This window comes from Larkinella terrae (assembly GCF_009668025.1).
In the GTDB taxonomy this organism is placed as follows: Bacteria; Bacteroidota; Bacteroidia; order Cytophagales; family Spirosomataceae; genus Larkinella; species Larkinella terrae.
This window is the reverse complement of record NZ_WJXZ01000002.1, coordinates 646,610-665,291: the sequence shown is the minus strand read 5'-3', so window position 1 is coordinate 665,291 and position 18,682 is coordinate 646,610. Positions and strand designations below refer to the sequence as shown.

The 18,682-nt window shown below is 51.3% G+C and carries 13 protein-coding genes; 8 read left to right on the top strand and 5 right to left on the bottom strand.

Translation table 11 applies throughout. From position 1 onward, the window contains the following. Window positions 1-45: 45 nt before the first annotated feature. Complete coding sequence (locus GJJ30_RS06725; RefSeq protein ID WP_154174370.1) at window positions 46-2,697, top strand: ABC transporter permease; 2,652 nt, start codon at window positions 46-48, stop codon at window positions 2,695-2,697. Between the two features lie 386 nt (window positions 2,698-3,083). Continuing rightward, the gene (locus tag GJJ30_RS06720; RefSeq protein ID WP_154174369.1) at window positions 3,084-4,613 is read left to right on the top strand and encodes a Do family serine endopeptidase; all 1,530 of its coding nucleotides are present in this window, start codon (window positions 3,084-3,086) and stop codon (window positions 4,611-4,613) included. 146 nt (window positions 4,614-4,759) lie between these two features. Here GJJ30_RS06720 and gmd read toward each other — a convergent pair whose 3' ends face one another. Continuing rightward, window positions 4,760-5,872: a GDP-mannose 4,6-dehydratase gene (gene gmd / locus GJJ30_RS06715; RefSeq protein WP_154174368.1), complete on the bottom strand. Its 1,113-nt coding sequence runs from the start codon at window positions 5,870-5,872 to the stop codon at window positions 4,760-4,762. Window positions 5,873-5,914: 42 nt separating this feature from the next. Continuing rightward, on the bottom strand, window positions 5,915-6,514 hold the full coding sequence (locus tag GJJ30_RS06710) for an SPOR domain-containing protein (protein ID WP_154174367.1): 600 nt from the start codon (window positions 6,512-6,514) through the stop codon (window positions 5,915-5,917). A 132-nt stretch (window positions 6,515-6,646) separates the two neighbouring features. On the opposite strand from GJJ30_RS06710, the gene murB reads away from it, so the two are divergent. Then, entirely contained in the window at window positions 6,647-7,672 is a 1,026-nt protein-coding gene (murB, locus tag GJJ30_RS06705) for a UDP-N-acetylmuramate dehydrogenase (RefSeq protein WP_154174366.1), read from the top strand. A 112-nt stretch (window positions 7,673-7,784) separates the two neighbouring features. Here the strand turns inward: murB and GJJ30_RS06700 are convergent, their stop codons facing one another. Together GJJ30_RS06700 and GJJ30_RS06695 are read right to left on the bottom strand one after the other, a co-directional pair. Next, complete coding sequence (locus GJJ30_RS06700; RefSeq protein WP_154174365.1) at window positions 7,785-8,699, bottom strand: ROK family protein; 915 nt, start codon at window positions 8,697-8,699, stop codon at window positions 7,785-7,787. 146 nt (window positions 8,700-8,845) lie between these two features. Continuing rightward, window positions 8,846-9,586: an SDR family oxidoreductase gene (locus GJJ30_RS06695; RefSeq protein WP_154174364.1), complete on the bottom strand. Its 741-nt coding sequence runs from the start codon at window positions 9,584-9,586 to the stop codon at window positions 8,846-8,848. A 146-nt stretch (window positions 9,587-9,732) separates the two neighbouring features. Here GJJ30_RS06695 and GJJ30_RS06690 point away from each other — a divergent pair, with 146 nt between their 5' ends. From GJJ30_RS06690 to GJJ30_RS06680, 3 genes are all read left to right on the top strand, one after another. Then, complete coding sequence (locus GJJ30_RS06690) at window positions 9,733-10,461, top strand: MlaE family ABC transporter permease (RefSeq protein ID WP_154174363.1); 729 nt, start codon at window positions 9,733-9,735, stop codon at window positions 10,459-10,461. A 126-nt stretch (window positions 10,462-10,587) separates the two neighbouring features. Then, window positions 10,588-11,334 carry an ABC transporter ATP-binding protein gene (locus GJJ30_RS06685; RefSeq protein ID WP_154174362.1) on the top strand — a complete coding sequence of 249 codons (747 nt, stop codon included), beginning with the start codon at window positions 10,588-10,590 and terminating at the stop codon, window positions 11,332-11,334. 27 nt (window positions 11,335-11,361) lie between these two features. After that, the gene (locus tag GJJ30_RS06680) at window positions 11,362-13,605 is read left to right on the top strand and encodes a sensor histidine kinase (protein WP_154174361.1); all 2,244 of its coding nucleotides are present in this window, start codon (window positions 11,362-11,364) and stop codon (window positions 13,603-13,605) included. Between the two features lie 252 nt (window positions 13,606-13,857). Here GJJ30_RS06680 and GJJ30_RS06675 read toward each other — a convergent pair whose 3' ends face one another. Continuing rightward, window positions 13,858-15,384 carry an oligosaccharide flippase family protein gene (locus tag GJJ30_RS06675; RefSeq protein WP_154174360.1) on the bottom strand — a complete coding sequence of 509 codons (1,527 nt, stop codon included), beginning with the start codon at window positions 15,382-15,384 and terminating at the stop codon, window positions 13,858-13,860. Window positions 15,385-15,772: 388 nt separating this feature from the next. Here GJJ30_RS06675 and GJJ30_RS06670 point away from each other — a divergent pair, with 388 nt between their 5' ends. Together GJJ30_RS06670 and GJJ30_RS06665 are read left to right on the top strand one after the other, a co-directional pair. After that, the gene (locus GJJ30_RS06670; RefSeq protein WP_205880537.1) at window positions 15,773-17,761 is read left to right on the top strand and encodes a CHU_0125 family OmpA-like outer membrane integrity protein; all 1,989 of its coding nucleotides are present in this window, start codon (window positions 15,773-15,775) and stop codon (window positions 17,759-17,761) included. A gap of 138 nt (window positions 17,762-17,899) precedes the next feature. Beyond that, window positions 17,900-18,682, top strand: coding sequence for a TspO-related membrane protein (locus GJJ30_RS06665; RefSeq protein ID WP_154174359.1), 783 nt, complete (start codon window positions 17,900-17,902; stop codon window positions 18,680-18,682).

The window sequence follows — 18,682 nt, the reverse complement described above, 5'->3', positions numbered from 1 at the left end:
GGCATTTGTTATACATTTACAGGACTAATACCCTGCTACCTGATAATGAACGGGACCGACGATCAAAACCGCCTGGCTAAAACCGACCGACAGCAACCGCCCCGCTGGGCCAAACGCCTGTTGCACGGTTTCTGCGCCCCGGAACTGGTGGAAGAGCTGGAAGGCGATCTGGACGAACTGTTTTACCAGCGCATTCCGCTGATCGGTCTGCGAAAAGCCCGCTGGCGCTACGTCCGGGACATCTTCAGTTTGATGAAGCCCTTTGCGATTAAACGAAAACCGAGTCGATACCCTACTCCTGCAACTACGGACATGCTACGCAATTATCTTAAAATCGCCCTTCGGAATCTGGCCAAAAACAAGGTCTATTCGTTCATCAACATCGCGGGTCTGGCAACGGGAATGGTGGTTGCCATGCTCATCGGTTTGTGGATTTATGATGAGCTGTCGTACGACAAATACCACCAGAACTACGACCGCATTGCGCAGGTCATGCAGCATCAAACCTACAACGGCGACATTGGCACCCAGGTTTCGGTGCCGTCTCCGATTGGTGACGAACTAAAAAAAAGCTACGGCAGTGACTTTAAATACGTCATGATGGCATCCTGGATGAGCCGTCATATTTTGACCGTTGGGGAGAAAACCTTCTCGAAAACCGGGCTGTTCATCGAACCGCAGGCACCCGACATGCTGACGCTGAAAATGCTCCGGGGAACCCGCGCGGGCCTGAACGATCCGGCGTCCATTTTACTCTCGGAATCGGTTGCCAAATCGTTTTTTGGCGAAGCAGACCCGCTGGGTCAGGTCATGAAACTCGATAACAATGAGTCGGTCAAAGTGACAGGCGTCTACGAAGACCTGCCCGCGAATTCGAGTTTCAACGAAATGACGTTTGTGGCTCCCTGGGCGCTGCATCTCATCAAAGAGCCCTGGATAACGAAAACGGACAACCCGTGGCGTTGCAACTGTTTTCAGGCTTTCGTACAACTGGCTGACCATGTGGATATTGACAAAGTATCGGCCAGAATCAAAAACATCAAAGTCGACAACATCCGTGAAGAAGAGCAGCGGTATAAACCGGCGGTTTTTCTGAATCCGATGAGTCAGTGGCATTTGTATTCGGATTTTAAGAACGGGATTCGCACCGGCGGACGCATTGAATTTGTCTGGCTTTTTGGCCTGATCGGCGGTTTTGTCCTTTTGCTGGCCTGCATCAATTTCATGAATCTTTCGACGGCCCGTTCCGAAAAACGGGCTAAAGAAGTGGGCATCCGCAAAGCCGTTGGCTCGGTGCGCACACAATTGATCGGTCAGTTTTTCAGTGAATCGCTGCTGGTTGTTGCTTTCGGTTTTCTGCTGTCGCTGGCGCTGGTCCAGCTCGTTCTGCCGCTCTTCAACGAGGTCGCGGCCAAGCAGATCTCCGTTCCGTGGAATCAGCCGGCTTTCTGGCTTCTGGGGCTGGGATTCAGTGTGTTTACAGGCCTGATTGCGGGCAGTTATCCGGCGCTTTACCTGTCGTCGTTCCAGCCGGTAAAAGTTCTGAAAGGAACCTTTCGGGTCGGGCGTTTCGCGACGATTCCCCGTCAGGTGCTGGTGGTGCTCCAGTTTACGGTTTCCATTACGTTGATCATTGGCACCATCATCGTTTTTCGCCAGATTCAGTTTGCCAAAAACCGCCCCATCGGCTATACCCGCGACGGCCTGGTGACGGTCGAAATGCTTTCATCCGGTTTTCATAAACAGTTCGATGTGGTTCGGGACGAACTGAAAAAGTCCGGAACCGTGACCGAAATGGCCCGGTCGGGTAGCCCAACCACCGACGTCTGGTCAACCAACGGCGGTTTTGAATGGAAAGGCAAAGATCCGAATCTCTCGGTCGATTTTCCGAATGTGGAAGTATCGCACGACTACGGCAAAACCATCGGCTGGCAGTTCGTCGCGGGTCGGGATTTTTCGCCCGCGTTTTCCACCGATTCTTCGGCCTTTATCATTAACCAGACTGCCGCTAAATACATCGGCTTCAAGAATCCCGTCGGCGAAATTATCCGCTGGGACGGCCGCCCGTATAAAATCATCGGCGTCATTAAAGACATGGTTGTCCGGTCGCCTTACGCGCCCATTCAACCGTCAATTTTTCACTTATCCACCGAGCAAAGCGGTTTAGTTACCTTGAAAATAAACCCGGCGATGAGCGCGAGTCAGGCAGTGAGTAACATTGAGCAGGTTTTCAAAAAATACAACACCGGCGTTCCGTTCGAGTACAAGTTTGTCGATCAGGAATATGCCGCCAAGTTTGCGGCCGAAGAACGGGTGGGCAAACTGGCGGGCATTTTTGCCGGTTTAGCTATTCTGATTAGCTGCCTGGGGCTTTTCGGCCTGGCGTCGTTCGTGGCTGGCCAGCGCATTAAAGAGATCGGGGTGCGCAAGGTATTGGGCGCGTCGGTTTTCAATCTGTGGAGTCTGCTGTCCCAGAATTTCGTCGTTCTGGTGGCCATTTCGTTCGGCATTGCCTCCCCCATCGCGTATTATCTTCTGACTAACTGGCTCGAAAAGTACCAGTACCGCACCGACATGGCGTGGTGGGTGTTTGCGGTGGCCGGTTTGAGTGCATTGGTGATCACACTGCTGACGGTCAGTTATCAGGCGATCAAAGCCGCCCTGCTGGATCCGGTCAAATCGTTGCGCACGGAATAACGGTCCGTATCCTCGTTTTAATGTTGTCAGTCTGACCTGCATCATCCGGCTTTTTTGAAAGCCAGGTGACAATCTGACTATATTTTGTTCTAAAAGGGCTAAACATTCCCGCCATAATGACATAAATTTGTGTAAACAGTAGGGCTGGTACGGATGTTGTCCATTTGTCGGCATATCCCTGATTTCAGATCTAAAACCGGGTAGCTAAAAACCGCTTTTTCCAGCGGTTATCTTTAGCCGGATCGTGTTATCGAGTCCACTAACATTCGCCTGTTAAAATTTGTTAATTGCGTGAGAAAAGCGAATTTTTGGGAAAGTAGATTTCGTTATCGTGGGGAACTGGTACCAACAATAGTACAGTAAACGACCCATTTTAGAATCAAGTCATGAAAAGCAACTGGAAAACTTTAGCGATTATCGCTCTGCTATCAAGCTTTGCCACCCTGGCCGCTTATAATTTCTTAGGACTGAATAAGCAGGATGTCATATTCAACGAATCGGCGCCAACGCCCGCTCCCACGGGTCGGTTGGCAGCCCTGACCGGACCCCAGAGCGCTCCGGGCGACTTTACGTATGCTGCCGAAGCCACCACTCCGGCGGTCGTTCATATCAAAACCACCATTACCCGCACTGTCCGCCAGCAACAGATCCCGGATATTTTCCGCGACTTTTTCGGTGACGAATTTGGCCGGGGTGGTAACAGCGCTCCGCAACGTCAACGCGGTCAGGCATCCGGTTCAGGGGTGATCATTAGCCAGGACGGCTACATTGTCACCAACAACCACGTGGTGCAGGGTGCCGACGAAGTGGAAGTTATTCTGACCGACAAGCGGAGCTTTAAAGCGAAAGTAATCGGTACCGACCCCCTGACCGACCTGGCGGTTATTCAGGTAAACGCCAAAAACCTGCCGTCGATCACCCTTGGTGATTCCGACGCGCTGAAACTCGGCGAATGGGTTCTGGCAGTAGGTTATCCGCTGGATCTGGAATCGACCGTTACGGCCGGTATCGTGAGTGCCAAAGGTCGCCGGATCGGTATTCTGGATCAGAACATCAATCAGAACGAAGCCAAACCCGAAGCGCCGGTTGAAGCCTTCATCCAAACGGATGCCGCCATCAACCCCGGTAACTCCGGTGGGGCACTGGTGAACCTGCGTGGTGAACTGGTCGGTATCAACTCCGCCATCGCTTCCGCAACGGGTTACTACAGTGGGTATGGTTTTGCCGTACCGGTTTCACTGGTGAAAAAAGTATCGGCTGATTTAGTAAAATACGGTAACGTACAACGCGGTTACCTGGGCATTATCCCGGTTGAGCTGAACAGCCTGAAAGCGCAGGAACTGGGTTCTAAAATTGGCCGTGGTATCTACATCAACGAAGTTGTGGCGGGTGGTGCCTCCGCAACGGCCGGTTTGAAGAAAGGTGACGTGATCGTGAAAATGGAAGGACAGGATGTGGATTCGGACGCTCAGATGCGCGAAATCATCGGTCGCCGTCGTCCGGGTGACGTCATTGCCCTGACGGTGAACCGCAATGGTGATATGCGTGATTTCCGCGTCGAACTGCGCAACCGCAACGGCGGCCGTGATATCATCAAGAAAAGCGACAACATTTCTGCCTCGAATTCTGCCTCCAGCCTGGGTTCGCTGGGTGCTGATTTCGAAGAACTGACCGCAACGGATGCCAAACGGCTGGGCGTTGATGGCGGTGTTCGGGTGAAAAAAATCCGCGAAGGTAAAATGTCCGAAACCGATATCGAAGAAGGCTTCATCATTGTGAAAGCCAACGGCAAGCTGGTTCGCTCGGTGAAAGACCTGCAAACCGCACTGACTACCACCAAAGAAGGCGAAGGCCTGATGCTGATCGGGATGTATCCGAACAGCTCACGGATGTATTACTACGCCGTACCGGTTTAACGAAAAGTGTGTTGTTGTTCAATAAAAAAACCGCCCGTTCCAACAGAACGGGCGGTTTTTGTTTTACCCCTAAATCCCCTGAAGGGGACTTTTTGAATCCGGTATAACCTTGTCCAAGTCCCCTTCAGGGGATTTAGGGATAAAGTTTACTCGAAATAATTCATCACGCGGTGGCCGCTTTTTTCCAGCAATTGATCGCGCTGGAACAGTTCGATGTCTGCAGCTACCATTTCTTTCACCAGGGCTGCCAGGTCGTATTTGGGTTTCCAGCCCAGTTTGGTCATGGCTTTGGTCGGATCACCGAGCAGCAGATCTACTTCCGTCGGCCGGAAATACCGCTCATCGATGCAAACCACCTCGCTGCCCACGGCGAGTTGATAGTCCGGATGAGTCGATTTGGCGACCACACCGGTTTCATTGACCCCCTCACCTTTGAATTCCAGTTCCACGCCGACTTCGGCAAATGCCATCCGGATAAAATCACGGATGTGGGTGGTTTTGCCGGTGGCAATCACGAAGTCTTCCGGCGTGTCCTGCTGCAGCATTAACCACATCGCTTCCACGTAATCCTTTGCGTGGCCCCAGTCGCGCTGGGCATCCAGATTTCCCATGAACACTTTGTCCTGCAACCCGAGCGCAATTCGGGCCACGGCACGCGTAATTTTGCGGGTTACAAACGTTTCCCCGCGCAGGGGTGATTCGTGGTTAAACAGAATCCCGTTGCAGGCATACATGTCGTACGCTTCCCGGTAGTTGACCGTAATCCAGTAACCGTACAATTTAGCCACGGCATACGGCGAGCGGGGATAGAACGGCGTGGTTTCCGACTGCGCGTGGCCCTGCACACCGCCGTATAATTCAGAAGTTGAAGCCTGGTAGATCCGGGTTTTTTTAGTCAATCCGAGCAAACGGACGGCCTCCAGAATCCGCAACGTACCAATCCCGTCGACATGCGCGGTGTATTCGGGTTCCTCAAAACTCACCCGCACGTGTGACATAGCCCCGAGGTTGTAAATTTCGTCGGGCTGTACTTCCTGGATAATCCGGATGATGTTGGTCGAATCGGATAAGTCGCCGTAATGGAGTTTAAAACGAACGTTTTTTTCGTGCGGATCTTCGTATAAATTATCAATTCGTTGGGTATTGAACAGCGAACTCCGGCGTTTGATCCCGTGGACTTCGTAGCCTTTCGATAAAAGTAGTTCGGCCAAATAGGCGCCGTCCTGGCCGGTTACTCCGGTAATAAGTGCTTTTTTCATAATTATTTGCAATTGCAACGAATAAATGATACCTCGATTTTACTATTTAACCGACAGACTCCGCCGGATTTCGATCCGGTCGGGCAGCAGGGTTGCCGATGAAAACTGCTGACGCAGTTGCGCCAGATACCGCTCCGCATCGAGCCTACGCATAAAATCCCCCACTTTTAACCGATACGTTGGCTGGCGAAAGGTTGTATAGGGATTCAATTCCGGAAAATTCTGGTAGGTAAACCGCTTGACCCGATCCATTTCCCCGCGTTCTTCGCCAACGTAAACCTGAATACGGTAGCCCTGAGCGTACCGAATCGAGCGGTTTTTGACGGAAATGGTATCCAGAATAGCGTCAAGTTTTTTATTGATGTGCAGCGGTTCGGCCATCGGCATCGGGCGACGGTTTTCCGGAGCCGGGCGCGTTGGTGGTGCCGTTGCGGGCGGTTTGGTCGTTACGGGTGCCGACGGGCTGAAAGTCGGTCGGGTGGCCGACAGGTCGTAATTGTACGTATTGTAGTCCGCCGATGAAGACGAACGGGAACCGGTATTTTTCGACGACGCACACGAACTGAACCAGCCCGATAGCCCGACCAAAACTACCAGGATAAGCGCGTTATCCAGCCGAATTCTATTGATGTGTGCTTCCATTCCTTGCCTGCAAATTTAGCAACAATCTGGTTATACAACAATCTGCCCGCTAGCTTGTTGAGCAATCCTATCGATATACCAACGTTTTCCCTTCTTTTTACTTACTTTGAGGTAGCATTATTACGCCAACCCATGCTAGATATTCAGAGCCACGTATCGCTGAAATCCTATAACACGTTTGGCTTCGACGCGAAAGCCCGCTATTGGGTTGAAATCGACACCGACGCGCAATTACAAACACTTTTCCAATTAACTGAATTTCTGGCAGTTCCCAAGCTGATTTTGGGCGGAGGAAGCAACCTGTTGTTCACGCGTGATTTTGAGGGTCTGGTCATTAAAATGTCGATTCAGGGAATCGAGGTGCTTCGGGAAGATGCATCGCATGTTTTTGTAAAAGCCGGTGCGGGCGTCAACTGGCACCAGTTGGTGCTGTTCTGCGTTCAGAATGGCTATGCCGGGATTGAAAATCTATCGCTGATTCCGGGCACGACGGGTGCGGCACCGATGCAGAACATTGGCGCATACGGCGTGGAAATCGAGCAGGTTTTCGATCACCTGGAAGCGGTTGACATCCGAACGGGCGAAACCCGGATTTTTAACCACGCCGAATGCCGGTTTGGCTACCGCGAAAGCGTTTTCAAGCACGAAGCCAAAGGGCAATACATCATCAGCAACGTGACGTTTCGCCTGAATAAACAACCGGTTTTTCACATCGACTACGGCGCCATCCGCGAAACGCTGGCGACGATGGGCATTTCGGAAGACAAGCTGAGTATCAAGGCAATTAGCGATGCCGTTATCCGCATCCGGAGGAGCAAACTGCCCAATCCGGCCGAGATTGGTAACGCGGGCAGTTTCTTCAAAAACCCGGAGATCTCAAAAGATCAGTTTGAAACCTTGAAAACCGAGTATCCAGCCATGCCCGGTTTTCCGACCGGCGACCTGACGATGAAAGTTCCGGCGGGCTGGCTCATCGAGCAATGCGGCTGGAAGGGCAAGCATGTCGGTAACGCGGGCGTTCATTCCAAACAGGCGCTCGTGCTGGTTAACCACGGTGGCGCTACGGGTTCCGAAATCCTTAGTTTGGCCAGCAAAGTGCAGCAATCCGTTGAAGACAAGTTCGGCATCCGGCTGAATCCGGAAGTGAATATTGTGTAAAATGGCTGGATGGGTTAAATGGTTGGATGGCTAAACATGATTGAATGGTTAAAAACGGCTCCTGGATTAATAACCATCCAACCATTTTTAACCATTCAGCAATCAAAACCATTTACTCAAAACACAGCGAGGCCGCGCCTAACAGGCCCGCGTCATTGCCCAGCGTGGCACGTTTGAGCGACAGGCCGTTCTGGTAATAAGGCGTCAGCCAGAAGTCGAGTTGTTTCTGAACAGCGGGCAGAATGTAATCGTACGAAGCCGACAGGCCGCCCCCAATCAGGATTTGCTTGATGTCCAGCACCCGGATGAGCGCCACCAGACCGTCGCCGAGCATTTCGCCCACTTCCGACCAGATTTTCAGCGCCAGTTCGTCGCCAACCGCGGCTGCGGCTACCAGACTGGTGGTCGAAATGCTTCCGTCATTCGCCAGTTGGGTTGCTCCTTCAAACTCCTGACGCATGTCATTGGCTAAATCCAGCAACTCTTTTTTACCGATGTTGCGTTCGAGCACACGGTTGTTACGCGACGGCAAATGCCCGGGTTCCATGGCGTTACCATCGCCCCCGAGGAACACTTTTTTATTGATGATAGCCGCCCCACCGACGCCCGTTCCGAGGGTGATAAAGATATAATTTTCGTCGATCGTATCGTCGGCAAAATAAAATTCGCCGAGTGCTGCGGCATTGGCGTCGTTTTCCAGAAAAAACTGTACGTCAGGAAACCGTTTATTGAGGGTTTCAACCATCGGAACCCCGTTTAATTCGGGGATGGCCGTAATCTCGAGCGGGACGGTTCTCTCCCGGTTAATCATTCCGGGAAGCCCGATCCCTACTTTCTTAATCTCCTTGTGTTCATACAGTTGGAGCGCGATGGCGTCGGCGAATTGTTCGACAAAATGCCCTGATTCGCGCCAGCTGGCCGTATCATGGCTGTAGAAATTGGTAATATTGCCGCTTTGTGCGTCAACAACCCCCATTTTGACATTCGTACCGCCGACGTCAATACCCAAATATTGAACTGATTCCATTACTGGAGTTTTATGTTTGAAATGTACTTTTCTATCTCATTTTTGTCGATGAGGGCGCAAGATACAAAGGAAGATTTGATTGAGTAATGAATAATTAACAATGAACAAGCCAGAACGACTTCATTATTCATTGTTAATTATTCATTTTATTTAATGTCTCCCAACTGCGGTCTGAGCAAAATTTCTTCGACAACCGCTCCCGCCGATAAATTATAGGCAGACCAGATTACCTCGGCAACGTCGGCGGCCTGCATAAACCGGGCTTCGGGCAAACCGGAAGCAGCCCAGCTGTCCGTATACGTGGCCCCGGGCAGCAGGGTCGTCACCTTAACGCCGTACGGTTTCATTTCTTCCCGCAATTCTTTGGCCATACCCAGCAGCGCAAACTTGGAAATGCAGTACGAACCGCCGTTCGGATAAGCCGTTACGCTGGCCGTTGATCCCATCATGAAAATGTGGCCGTGCCGCTGCTTCATCATATTGCCAATCAGCCCGCGGGTCAGGTAATAAATACTGGCCACGTTCAGATTCATCGTCAACTCGAACGTTCCTTCCGGTTCGTTATGGATTTGCCCCGGCAGAAAAATGCCCACATTGTTGACCAAGGCGCTGACCGGGCGCGCCAGCGAGCGGATAAAATCGATCAGGAGATTAACGTCGGTGCGTTGCGCAAGGTCGGCCGCAAACGGAAAAATGGTTGGGATCACCGCATCGTCAAACCCTTCCAGAACCTCCGCGACCGATTCCTCAATTTCGTGCTTTAACTGCCTTAAATCGTTTTCGTTGCGGGCACATACGACTACATCAAAACCGCCTTCCGCAAAACGTTCAACCACGGCCCGACCGATGCCTTTTGTGCCGCCAGTGACTACCAATAATGGATTCATAGAATCAATTCATCGTCATTAGCCCCTGCCCATCGTGTAGAATACGCACGATTGTTCATTAATGACTATCGACTCTTTCAGGTTTTTTGGCAAGATACGCACAAAACCGTTCTATCTTTACGGTAGTTTTGTTGTTATTTGTGCTCATGCATCATCTTGGACGTTATTTTATCTTCTTAGGTTCGCTATTCCGGAATCGCGAAAAATTGGGGGTGTATACCCGGCTGGTTCTGGAAGAGTGTGTACAAATCGGCATCAATTCCGTCTTCATCGTCTCCATCGTTTCGACCTTCATCGGGGCGGTAACCTGCGTGCAGACGGCGTATAACCTGGTCAGCCCGCTGGTGCCGCTCTCCATCATTGCGGTGATTGTCCGCGACAGCACCATTCTCGAACTGGCCCCCACCATTACCTGCGTGGTGCTATCGGGGAAAGTCGGCTCCAACATCGCGGGCGGTTTAGGAACCATGCGAATTACTGAACAGATTGATGCACTGGAAGTTATGGGAATCAATTCCAGTTCGTATCTGGTGCTGCCCAAAGTGCTGGCTTCGATGATCATGTTTCCGATGCTGGTGATTCTGGCGGGCTTTCTGTCCATTTACGGTGGCTACATCGCCGGAACAGCCGCCGACATCATCACGCCTGAAGATTACGTGAGCGGTTTGCGCTCCGACTTCAAACCGTTCAGCATCACGTTTGCCTTGATTAAATCGGTGGTGTTTGCGTTTCTGATTTCAACCATTTCGTCGTTTAAAGGCTATTATACATCGGGGGGCGCCCTGGAAGTGGGGCAGGCATCAACGGCCGCCGTGACCAACAGTTGCATCGCCGTCCTGGCCGCCGACTTTCTATTAGCGCAGTTATTGTTGTAAAAGAGATTATTTCGCGGAGTTGAGCGGAGTAAAAAGAGTTAAGCGGAGTATTCTTTCTATTTTTTCTCTGCTAAACTCCGCTTTTACTCCGCTCAACTCCGCGAAACAACTGACTCAATCTCACTCATGATCGAGATTAAAAACATACAGAAAACTTTCGGGGACCGAACGATTCTGGCGGGCGTTTCAGGAAAGTTCATGCCCGGCGACACGAGTTTGATCATCGGTGGCAGCGGAACCGGCAAAAGTGTGTTGCTGAAGTGCATGATCGGCCTCGTCAAACCCGAAGAAGGTCAGGTGCTCTACAACGGCCGCGATTTTCTGATCGGTGACGAAGATACGCAGAAGGCGATCCGGCGCGAAATGGGCGTTTTGTTTCAGGGCGGGGCGTTGTTCGATTCCAAAACCGTTCTGGAAAATGTTGGTTTTCCGCTCGACATGCTGACCGACATGGGATCTGCCGAGAAAATCGACCGGGCCCGGTTCTGTCTGCAACGGGTGGGGCTCGAAGCCGCTGCGGACCGCATGCCCTCGGAAATCAGTGGCGGGATGAAAAAGCGCGTCGGCATTGCCCGGGCCATCGTGATGAACCCCAAGTACCTGTTTTGCGACGAACCCAACTCCGGCCTTGACCCGCTGACGTCCATCAAAATCGACGAGTTGATTCGGGAAATTACCGACGAATTTCAGATCACGACCGTTGTTATCACCCACGACATGAACTCGATGATGGAAATCGGCGAAAAAATCATGTTTCTCTATCAGGGCAAAAAATTGTGGGAAGGCAGCAGTTCGACCATTACCAGCTCGAATGTGCCGGAACTCAACGAGTTTATTTACGCGAACAAACTGCTGCGGGACACCAAGGCTTAATGAACAATGAATAATGAACAATTAACAATGAATCGCCCAGCGGCCCGGAATGGATACCTGACGTGGCCGGTTCGTTATTCATTATTCGTTATTCATTGTTCATTATTCATTTCCCTGACATTCAGCGGTTTTGCCCAGCAAGCCTGGCCACCGGTTTTTGAGATCAAGACGGATTCCGGTTTTTTCAGACTTGACACAACCCACTTTCAGGTTCTGGAAGATCGCGCTGGCACTTTGACGTTCGAGGAAGTACAGCGCAGTACGGCTTTTCATTTTGATTCGTACTACAACCCCAACCGGAAATCCCACGTTTGCTGGCTTCGCATGCGGATCAAAAATGCACTCGACCATGATCTGAAGTTGCATCTGTGTGACTTCAATAGTAGCTATTTTGATCTGTACGCATCAATGCCCGGCGGCCGCTGGCAATACCAGCGAACCGGCGAACTCATTCCGCAAAGCCAGCTTCCGGTCCATAATTCGGATGTCGAACGGTTCCGGTTTTTCTTCCAACTGTCTCCCGGCCAGGAGATTACATTCTATCAGCGTTCCGAAAATCCGTTCTGGCGTTCACCGCTCACTTATCTTTCGCCCCAGCTCCAGACCGAAGAAAACCGCATTCACTCCGTTTACAAATCTTTCCGGGTCGACCGCGAATGGGAACAGTATTTCTTTGAAGGAATCATGATCGGCATTCTTCTTCTGGCGGTCAGTTATAACCTTTACATTTTTTTCGCCATCAAAGATCGGGTCTATCTCTATTTCGCGATTTGCCTGTTTTTTTTCATTTTCGAACGCAACGGGTTCAACCTGCAATTGGCGCTCTTTCCGGAGTATCCCTACTTATTTAAGTCGATCAGCATCTTTTTCTTCATTATTTTCTACTTCTTTTTCATTCAGTCGATTCGGAAATTCATCCCGCTCGCTTCGACTCTGCCCCGCTTAAACAAGGCCATCACGTTCTTTCTCATTCTCACCGCGTTGGCCAACGGAGTCCAATTCATCATGTACCGATTCCCGTCACTGCCGCCGTCGGATGTGCTCGTTACAATCGAAATCCTGATCCGGGTCGTCTATGTTTTACTGGCAATTGGTATGCTGAAAATGCTCCGGCGTGGCTCGCTCGACGCCCGTTATGCGCTGATTGCCACGACGCCCTTATTTCTGTTCTGGCTTTACACGCTATCAACTCACCTGCTGGGGCTCTTCTTTAAGATTACTACTCCCCAATGGCAGTGGTACAATTTTGGATATATCGAAAGCGCGTGTTTCGCCTGGCTCATCATTTTCTTCTCCGGTGCCCTGCTCAACCGCTACAACCTGGCCCGCAAACGGGTGGCGCAACAGGCCATCGAAAAGGAACAACTCGAAAAAGAGCGCGAAATCGAGCGAAATCGCATCATCGCCAGCCAGAACGAACGGCTGGAACAACAGGTGGAAGAGCGAACGGCCCAGTTGAAAACTTCGCTCGAAGAGTTGAAAGCAACTCAAAATCAACTCATTCACAAAGAAAAACTGGCGTCGCTGGGCGAACTGACCGCCGGAATTGCGCACGAGATTCAGAACCCCTTGAACTTTGTCAACAACTTCTCGGAGGTTAGCACCGAACTGGTAACCGAACTCGAAGATGAACAGCAAAAACCGGATCGCGACGTCGAACTGGAAAAGGAACTGCTGGGGGATTTAAAGCAGAATCTCCAGAAAATTGCCCTGCACGGTGGCCGGGCCAGCCAGATTGTCAAAAATATGCTCGCGCATTCCCGCAGCAGTTCGGGCGATCGGCAGGCCACGAATCTCAATGCCCTCTGCGACGAATACCTGCGGCTGGCTTACCACGGTTTGCGGGCGAAAGACACTTCCTTCAATTGCCCGTTAGTAACGGACCTGGATCCCCAAGTCGGTTTGGTGGAAATGGTGCCGCAGGAAATCGGACGCGTTTTGCTCAACCTGTTCAACAACGCCTTTTACGCCGTTCAGGCCAAACAGAAAACCGCATCGGAGTCGTTTCGACCGGAGGTCAAGGTCCAGACAAAAACCACTGGTCGTCAGGTCGAAATCCGGGTGATCGACAACGGTCTGGGAATGACCGATGCCGTAAAAGAAAAACTGTTCCAGCCTTTTTTCACGACAAAACCCACCGGCGAAGGCACCGGTTTGGGCCTTTCACTGAGCTACGACATCATCGCCAAAGGCCACAACGGAACGCTAACGGTTGAAAGCCAGCCCGGAAAAGGCTCGGAGTTTATTATCGTTTTACCGGGTGGCAGATGAACAGTTTAAAAGGAATAATAAATAGTAAATGATGAATGATTAATGTAAGAGTAGTTTCCAATTCGGCCCTTTTACATTTACTATTCATCATTTAGAGACTGTCTAAAATTCAGATTTTCTCTTTCCGCTTTGCCCCCAACCCCCTAAAGGGGGCTTTTAAATGCCGATTAAAGCCCCCTAAAGAGGGTTGGGGGCAAAGCGGAAAAGGAAAATTATAAAATTTAGACGGTCTCTTACTATTTATCATTCTTTCTAAACAGCTCTTCTCCGATTCCGAACTTTCACCAGCAGCGGGGCAAATGTTTTTCGTTCGATCACCAGCATGGTTCCGACGTAGAGAGCGAACAGCACAAAATGGTAGGGAATGGAAACCCAGAGGTTGGAAATTTCGATTTGCGAAGCGATGTAGATCAATAAACCGCCACTGAACAGGTAAATCAGCGCGGAAGAAACGTCGTACGGAACCGGATAATGCTTTTCACCGAACACGTAACAGGTGACACACATCACCACACTCGACACCAGATAGGCCACCGCGCAGCCCATATAGCCCATAATCGGAATCAGCAGCAAGTTCAGCAAAACCGTAACCCCTGCCCCGATGGCGGTGATCAGCGTTCCGTAAGCGGTTTTATCGCTCAGTTTAAACCAGAAGGCAATGTTGTAATAAACGCCCAGCACCAGGTTGGCCAGCAGCAGAATCGGCACGACGCCCAGCCCCTGCCGGTAGGTTTTTCCGATAAACAAACCAATCCAGTCGAGATTCAAACTGATCCCGACCCAGATCAGGACGCAAACGATAATGAACCATTTGTTGACTTCGGCCAGCAAACCGGGCGCGTTTTTGTCTTCGGCGCGGGAGAAAAAGAACGGATCGGCCGCGAACTTGAACGACTGAATAGCCAGCGCCATAAAAACCGAAAGTTTGTAGCAGTTGCCGTAAATCCCAAGCGCGTCTTCCGAGGTCAGGCCCGGATAAAATCCTTCCGGCAACAGCGGGCGCAGAAACCAGCGGTCGGTCAGCATATTGACGTTGCCCGCCAGCGCCGTCAGCATCAGCGGAAACGAATACGCCAGCAACAGCCGTACCTGCGGTTTGTCGAGTTGAAACCGGAAGCCCGCAAACGTTTTCAGCAGCAGTGGGAAATACACCAGATTGGAAATCAGATTCGCGAGAAAAATGTAGCCGGGGCCAATGGTCGGATCGTAGAACAAATCCACGACGGGTTGCAGAAACAGCAGGTATTCGCCGTTGTAAATCTGCGGGCAGATGATTAGAAAAAAGACGTTCAAAAGCACATTGACGGAAATGTTGATCAATTTGGCTTTCACGAACTGCCGGGCCTTGTTCTCGATCCGCAGCCGCGCAAACGGAATCGACACGATGGCATCCGTCGCTACAATCAATGCAACCCAGGTAATGAATTTCTGCTGACCGGGATAATCCAGCCAGTCTGCAAGCTGGGGCGACAAAACCGCAATCAAAGCCGTTACCAGAATACTCGCGGTGAGAACAATGCTTAAGGTTTCATTAAAGACCTTTTGCCGGTCTTCTTTTTGCCGGGCCGCATACCGAAAAAAGGCCGTCTCCAGGCTGAACGTATACAGCAGCAGCAAAACCGGTACGTACGAAAACAACTCCACATTCGAGGACAATTCTTCCGGGCGTGGAAAAACCCGGGTGTGCAAAGGCACCATCAACCAATACAACATCCGCCCCAGAATGGTACTGATCCCATACAGCGCGGTATCGCTCGCCAATTTTTTAAATGCACTCATACGATTTCGTTCCCGCAAAGATAGGTTTTCCGACAATACCCTTCCGAGTTTTTGTAGTGACTGACTGATTTGGTTCGAAGCGTTTTTTTGGCGAAAAACCGGCTTTCTGGCGTTTGTTCCACGAGGAAAATGAGACCAGCGATTATTCTGAAAAATAATACCATAATTTTTCAGGTCGTAAACTTTTTGCCAAGCCCGGGCGTTTACTATTCAATTGCGTCTTTCAACAAAATCCTGCCGACCACCGGCGGGATTTTTTCGTTTCCGTCCAGCCGGTTTTTGGGTCCGGTTTTCCGCCAATAAAATCAACTTCTCTTCGTTAAAATACATAGCCAAGCGATAAATCGTTAACTTGGCAACGAACACAGTCTACTGTTATAGTAAGTATATGAAAATCAGTACCTCCTATTCCCTGCTGGTGGCGCTGGGGTTGGCCATCGGGCTGGCTGGATGCAACTCTGCCATGCAGGTATATAAAAAAGGCGTTCGACAGTTCGAACAAGGCGAATACAACCTGGCCATCGAGAATTTACAGAAAGCCGCCAATGGCAAAGGCGTCACCGATGTGGCCCGCCTGAACTATTTGCTGGCCGAATCCTACCGCCTGTCGAACCGGTTTCCGCAAGCGGCACCCTTTTACCAGAAAGCCATTGAAGCCGGTATTACGGAGGTTAATGCTAAAATGTATTACGCCTACGCACTGAAAGCCCAGGGCAAATACCCCGAAGCGCTGGCGCAACTGGATCAGTACGTTGCCACCAAACCATCCAGCAAAGTCAATCTGGAAAAAGCCCGGCGCGAAGCCGAAACGCTGCGGGCGATTGACCTGATCAGCCAGAAGAAAATTGCGTTTCAACCCAAAAACATCGGCGCGCTCAACTCGCCGGGTTCGGAATACGCCCCGGTTTTGCGCGGAGACGAACTGATTTTCACCTCATCGCGCAAAGAGAAAGTCTACAAGAACAACGGTCAGCCGATGACCGGTATTTATAAAATCAAGCTGGCGCAGAAGCCCGACGAAACCGGTAATAATCCGGAGAAATTCAGCCCGAACATCTTCAAGGAAGACGCCAACGAAGGAACGCCCGCGTTTTCGAAAGATGGAAAAATCATGATTTTCGCCCGCGGAAACAACGGCAAACGCAAAGGCGGTTTGGACGTCGATCTGTATATCAGCCGGTTAAACGGCAATACCTGGAGCGATCCGCTGCGTCTGCCCATCAGCGATTCGACGGCTTGGGACGGCAGCCCGGCTTTTTCGGCCGACGGTAAAACGCTCTATTTTGCGTCAAACCGCGCCGGAAGTGTGGGCGGCATCGACCTCTACCGCACCAACATGGACGCATCGGGCCGGTTTAGCCGCCCGGTCAATATGGGCCGCGACATCAACACGCCGGGCGACGAAATGTTCCCGTACGTGGCCGAAGATGGGAAACTCTATTTTGCTTCCGACGGCCATCCGGGTTTGGGCAAGCTCGATATTTTCGTGGCTACCCGTTCGCAGGGCATTATTTCCGTCGAAAACCTCGGCGTTCCGATCAACTCCCCGGCGGATGATTTCGGACTGGTGCTGATCGATAACGAGAAAGGTTATTTTGCGTCGAACCGCGAAGGCGGCAAGGGCGACGACGATATTTACTTCTTCGACGATTCCGAATCGAACCCCAACAAACCGCCACTGGCCTCGACGCCCCCCGCCGAAGCGCCCAAGCGCGTGCGGTATTTTATCGCCGGTACGGTTTCGGAAAATGCGTCACCGCAGGCTCCGCTGGATTCCGCGAAGGTGCGGATTATCGAAGATGGCGTAGAAGTGCCGATTGCGGAAGCCGTGACGGGCAAACCGGGCACGTTCGGGAAATACCCGCTGAAGGAAGGAAAAGATTACACGGTTTTGGTGGAACGCCCCGGCTATCTGACCAAACGTGAGCAGTTTACGATGCAGGGCCGGAGTATTCCGCCAATTTTCCTGAAAAAAGCCGAAACGGATACGACGTTCGACGTACCGGTTTTGCTCGACAAAGTTTCGCTGGGCAAAACGTTCGTACTCGAGAATATCTATTACGACCTGGATAAATACGCCATCCGCCCCGACGCTGCGGAGGAACTGGACAAGCTCGTGACGATCCTGAAAGACAATCCGACCCTGAAAATTGAGCTCAGTTCGCATACCGACGTCCGGGCTGCCGACGCCTACAACATGCGCCTGTCGCAAAACCGGGCCAAAGCCGCCGTCGATTACATCGTTTCCAAAGGCATTGACGCCGAGCGCATGATTGCCAAAGGCTACGGCGAAACGCAGCTCATTGTTAAAAACGCCAAAACCGAAGACGAGCACCAGCGCAACCGCCGAACGGAGTTCAAGATTCTGAGTTTCTAGAACCGGGCATTTCGAACAACGGGTTAAAATTTAAGTTTACGGTTTACAGTTTTCCGTTTACGGTGGCTGACGCATTCGTTTTTTGCTTGCGCCAGCCACCGTAAACGGAAATCCGTAAACCGTAAACTTTTTTAACGTATGAAAAGCGATAAACTCCGGCAATTTCTCGTCGTTTTCACCATCGTTTCGACCATTGTGATGAATTACCTGTCGAACGCCCTGCCGTTCGGCGGACAGACCAATGCGCAGGTGTCCGACAAACACTTCACCGACTTCACCCCGGCCGGTTTTGCCTTTTCGATCTGGGGTGTCATTTACCTGGGCTTACTCGGTTTTGCAGTGTATCAGGCGCTGCCGTCGCAGCGAACCAATCCGCGTTTTCGGGCGGTTGGCCCGCTGGTGATGCTGAACGGTTTGTTCAACAGTTTGTGGTTACCGATTTTCCAGAATGAATGGCTTTTTGTTTCCGTCCTGTTCATTTCCGGTATTTTATATACGTTGTACAGCATTAATCTTGGCCTTCGGTTGAATGCGCCGGAAGTGCCAGCCGCCGAAAAATGGCTGGCCCGTGTTCCGTTTGGCTTGTATTTTGGCTGGGTAACCGTAGCCACGATTGCCAACGTTTGCGTCTGGCTGGAATCGAGTGGCTGGAATGGCTGGGGCATCAGCGGGCCGGTCTGGGCGCAAATTTTGATTGCCGTTGGGCTGGCCATCGGCTTATTCGTCTTTAGCCGGATGCGAATTTTTTCGTATTTACTGGTATTCGTCTGGGCGTATGCCGCCATCGCCGTCGGGCAACAGGGCAACGGGTCGGTATCGCTCGTGGCAACAATTGGTGCGATTATAGCGGCCATTGTGTGGCTCGTCAGCTTTTTTCAACGGCCTCAATCACCTTCCCATCCGACTCCTTCGTTTAACTAA

What these genes read in the sequence shown, in the direction of transcription:
- GJJ30_RS06725 (WP_154174370.1), top strand. Translation starts at nt 46, where the DNA reads ATGAACGGGACCGACGATCAAAACCGCCTGGCTAAAACCGACCGACAG.
- GJJ30_RS06720 (WP_154174369.1), top strand. Translation starts at nt 3,084, where the DNA reads ATGAAAAGCAACTGGAAAACTTTAGCGATTATCGCTCTGCTATCAAGC.
- gmd (WP_154174368.1), bottom strand. Translation starts at nt 5,872, where the DNA reads ATGAAAAAAGCACTTATTACCGGAGTAACCGGCCAGGACGGCGCCTAT.
- GJJ30_RS06710 (WP_154174367.1), bottom strand. Translation starts at nt 6,514, where the DNA reads ATGGAAGCACACATCAATAGAATTCGGCTGGATAACGCGCTTATCCTG.
- murB (WP_154174366.1), top strand. Translation starts at nt 6,647, where the DNA reads ATGCTAGATATTCAGAGCCACGTATCGCTGAAATCCTATAACACGTTT.
- GJJ30_RS06700 (WP_154174365.1), bottom strand. Translation starts at nt 8,699, where the DNA reads ATGGAATCAGTTCAATATTTGGGTATTGACGTCGGCGGTACGAATGTC.
- GJJ30_RS06695 (WP_154174364.1), bottom strand. Translation starts at nt 9,586, where the DNA reads ATGAATCCATTATTGGTAGTCACTGGCGGCACAAAAGGCATCGGTCGG.
- GJJ30_RS06690 (WP_154174363.1), top strand. Translation starts at nt 9,733, where the DNA reads ATGCATCATCTTGGACGTTATTTTATCTTCTTAGGTTCGCTATTCCGG.
- GJJ30_RS06685 (WP_154174362.1), top strand. Translation starts at nt 10,588, where the DNA reads ATGATCGAGATTAAAAACATACAGAAAACTTTCGGGGACCGAACGATT.
- GJJ30_RS06680 (WP_154174361.1), top strand. Translation starts at nt 11,362, where the DNA reads ATGAATCGCCCAGCGGCCCGGAATGGATACCTGACGTGGCCGGTTCGT.
- GJJ30_RS06675 (WP_154174360.1), bottom strand. Translation starts at nt 15,384, where the DNA reads ATGAGTGCATTTAAAAAATTGGCGAGCGATACCGCGCTGTATGGGATC.
- GJJ30_RS06670 (WP_205880537.1), top strand. Translation starts at nt 15,773, where the DNA reads ATGAAAATCAGTACCTCCTATTCCCTGCTGGTGGCGCTGGGGTTGGCC.
- GJJ30_RS06665 (WP_154174359.1), top strand. Translation starts at nt 17,900, where the DNA reads ATGAAAAGCGATAAACTCCGGCAATTTCTCGTCGTTTTCACCATCGTT.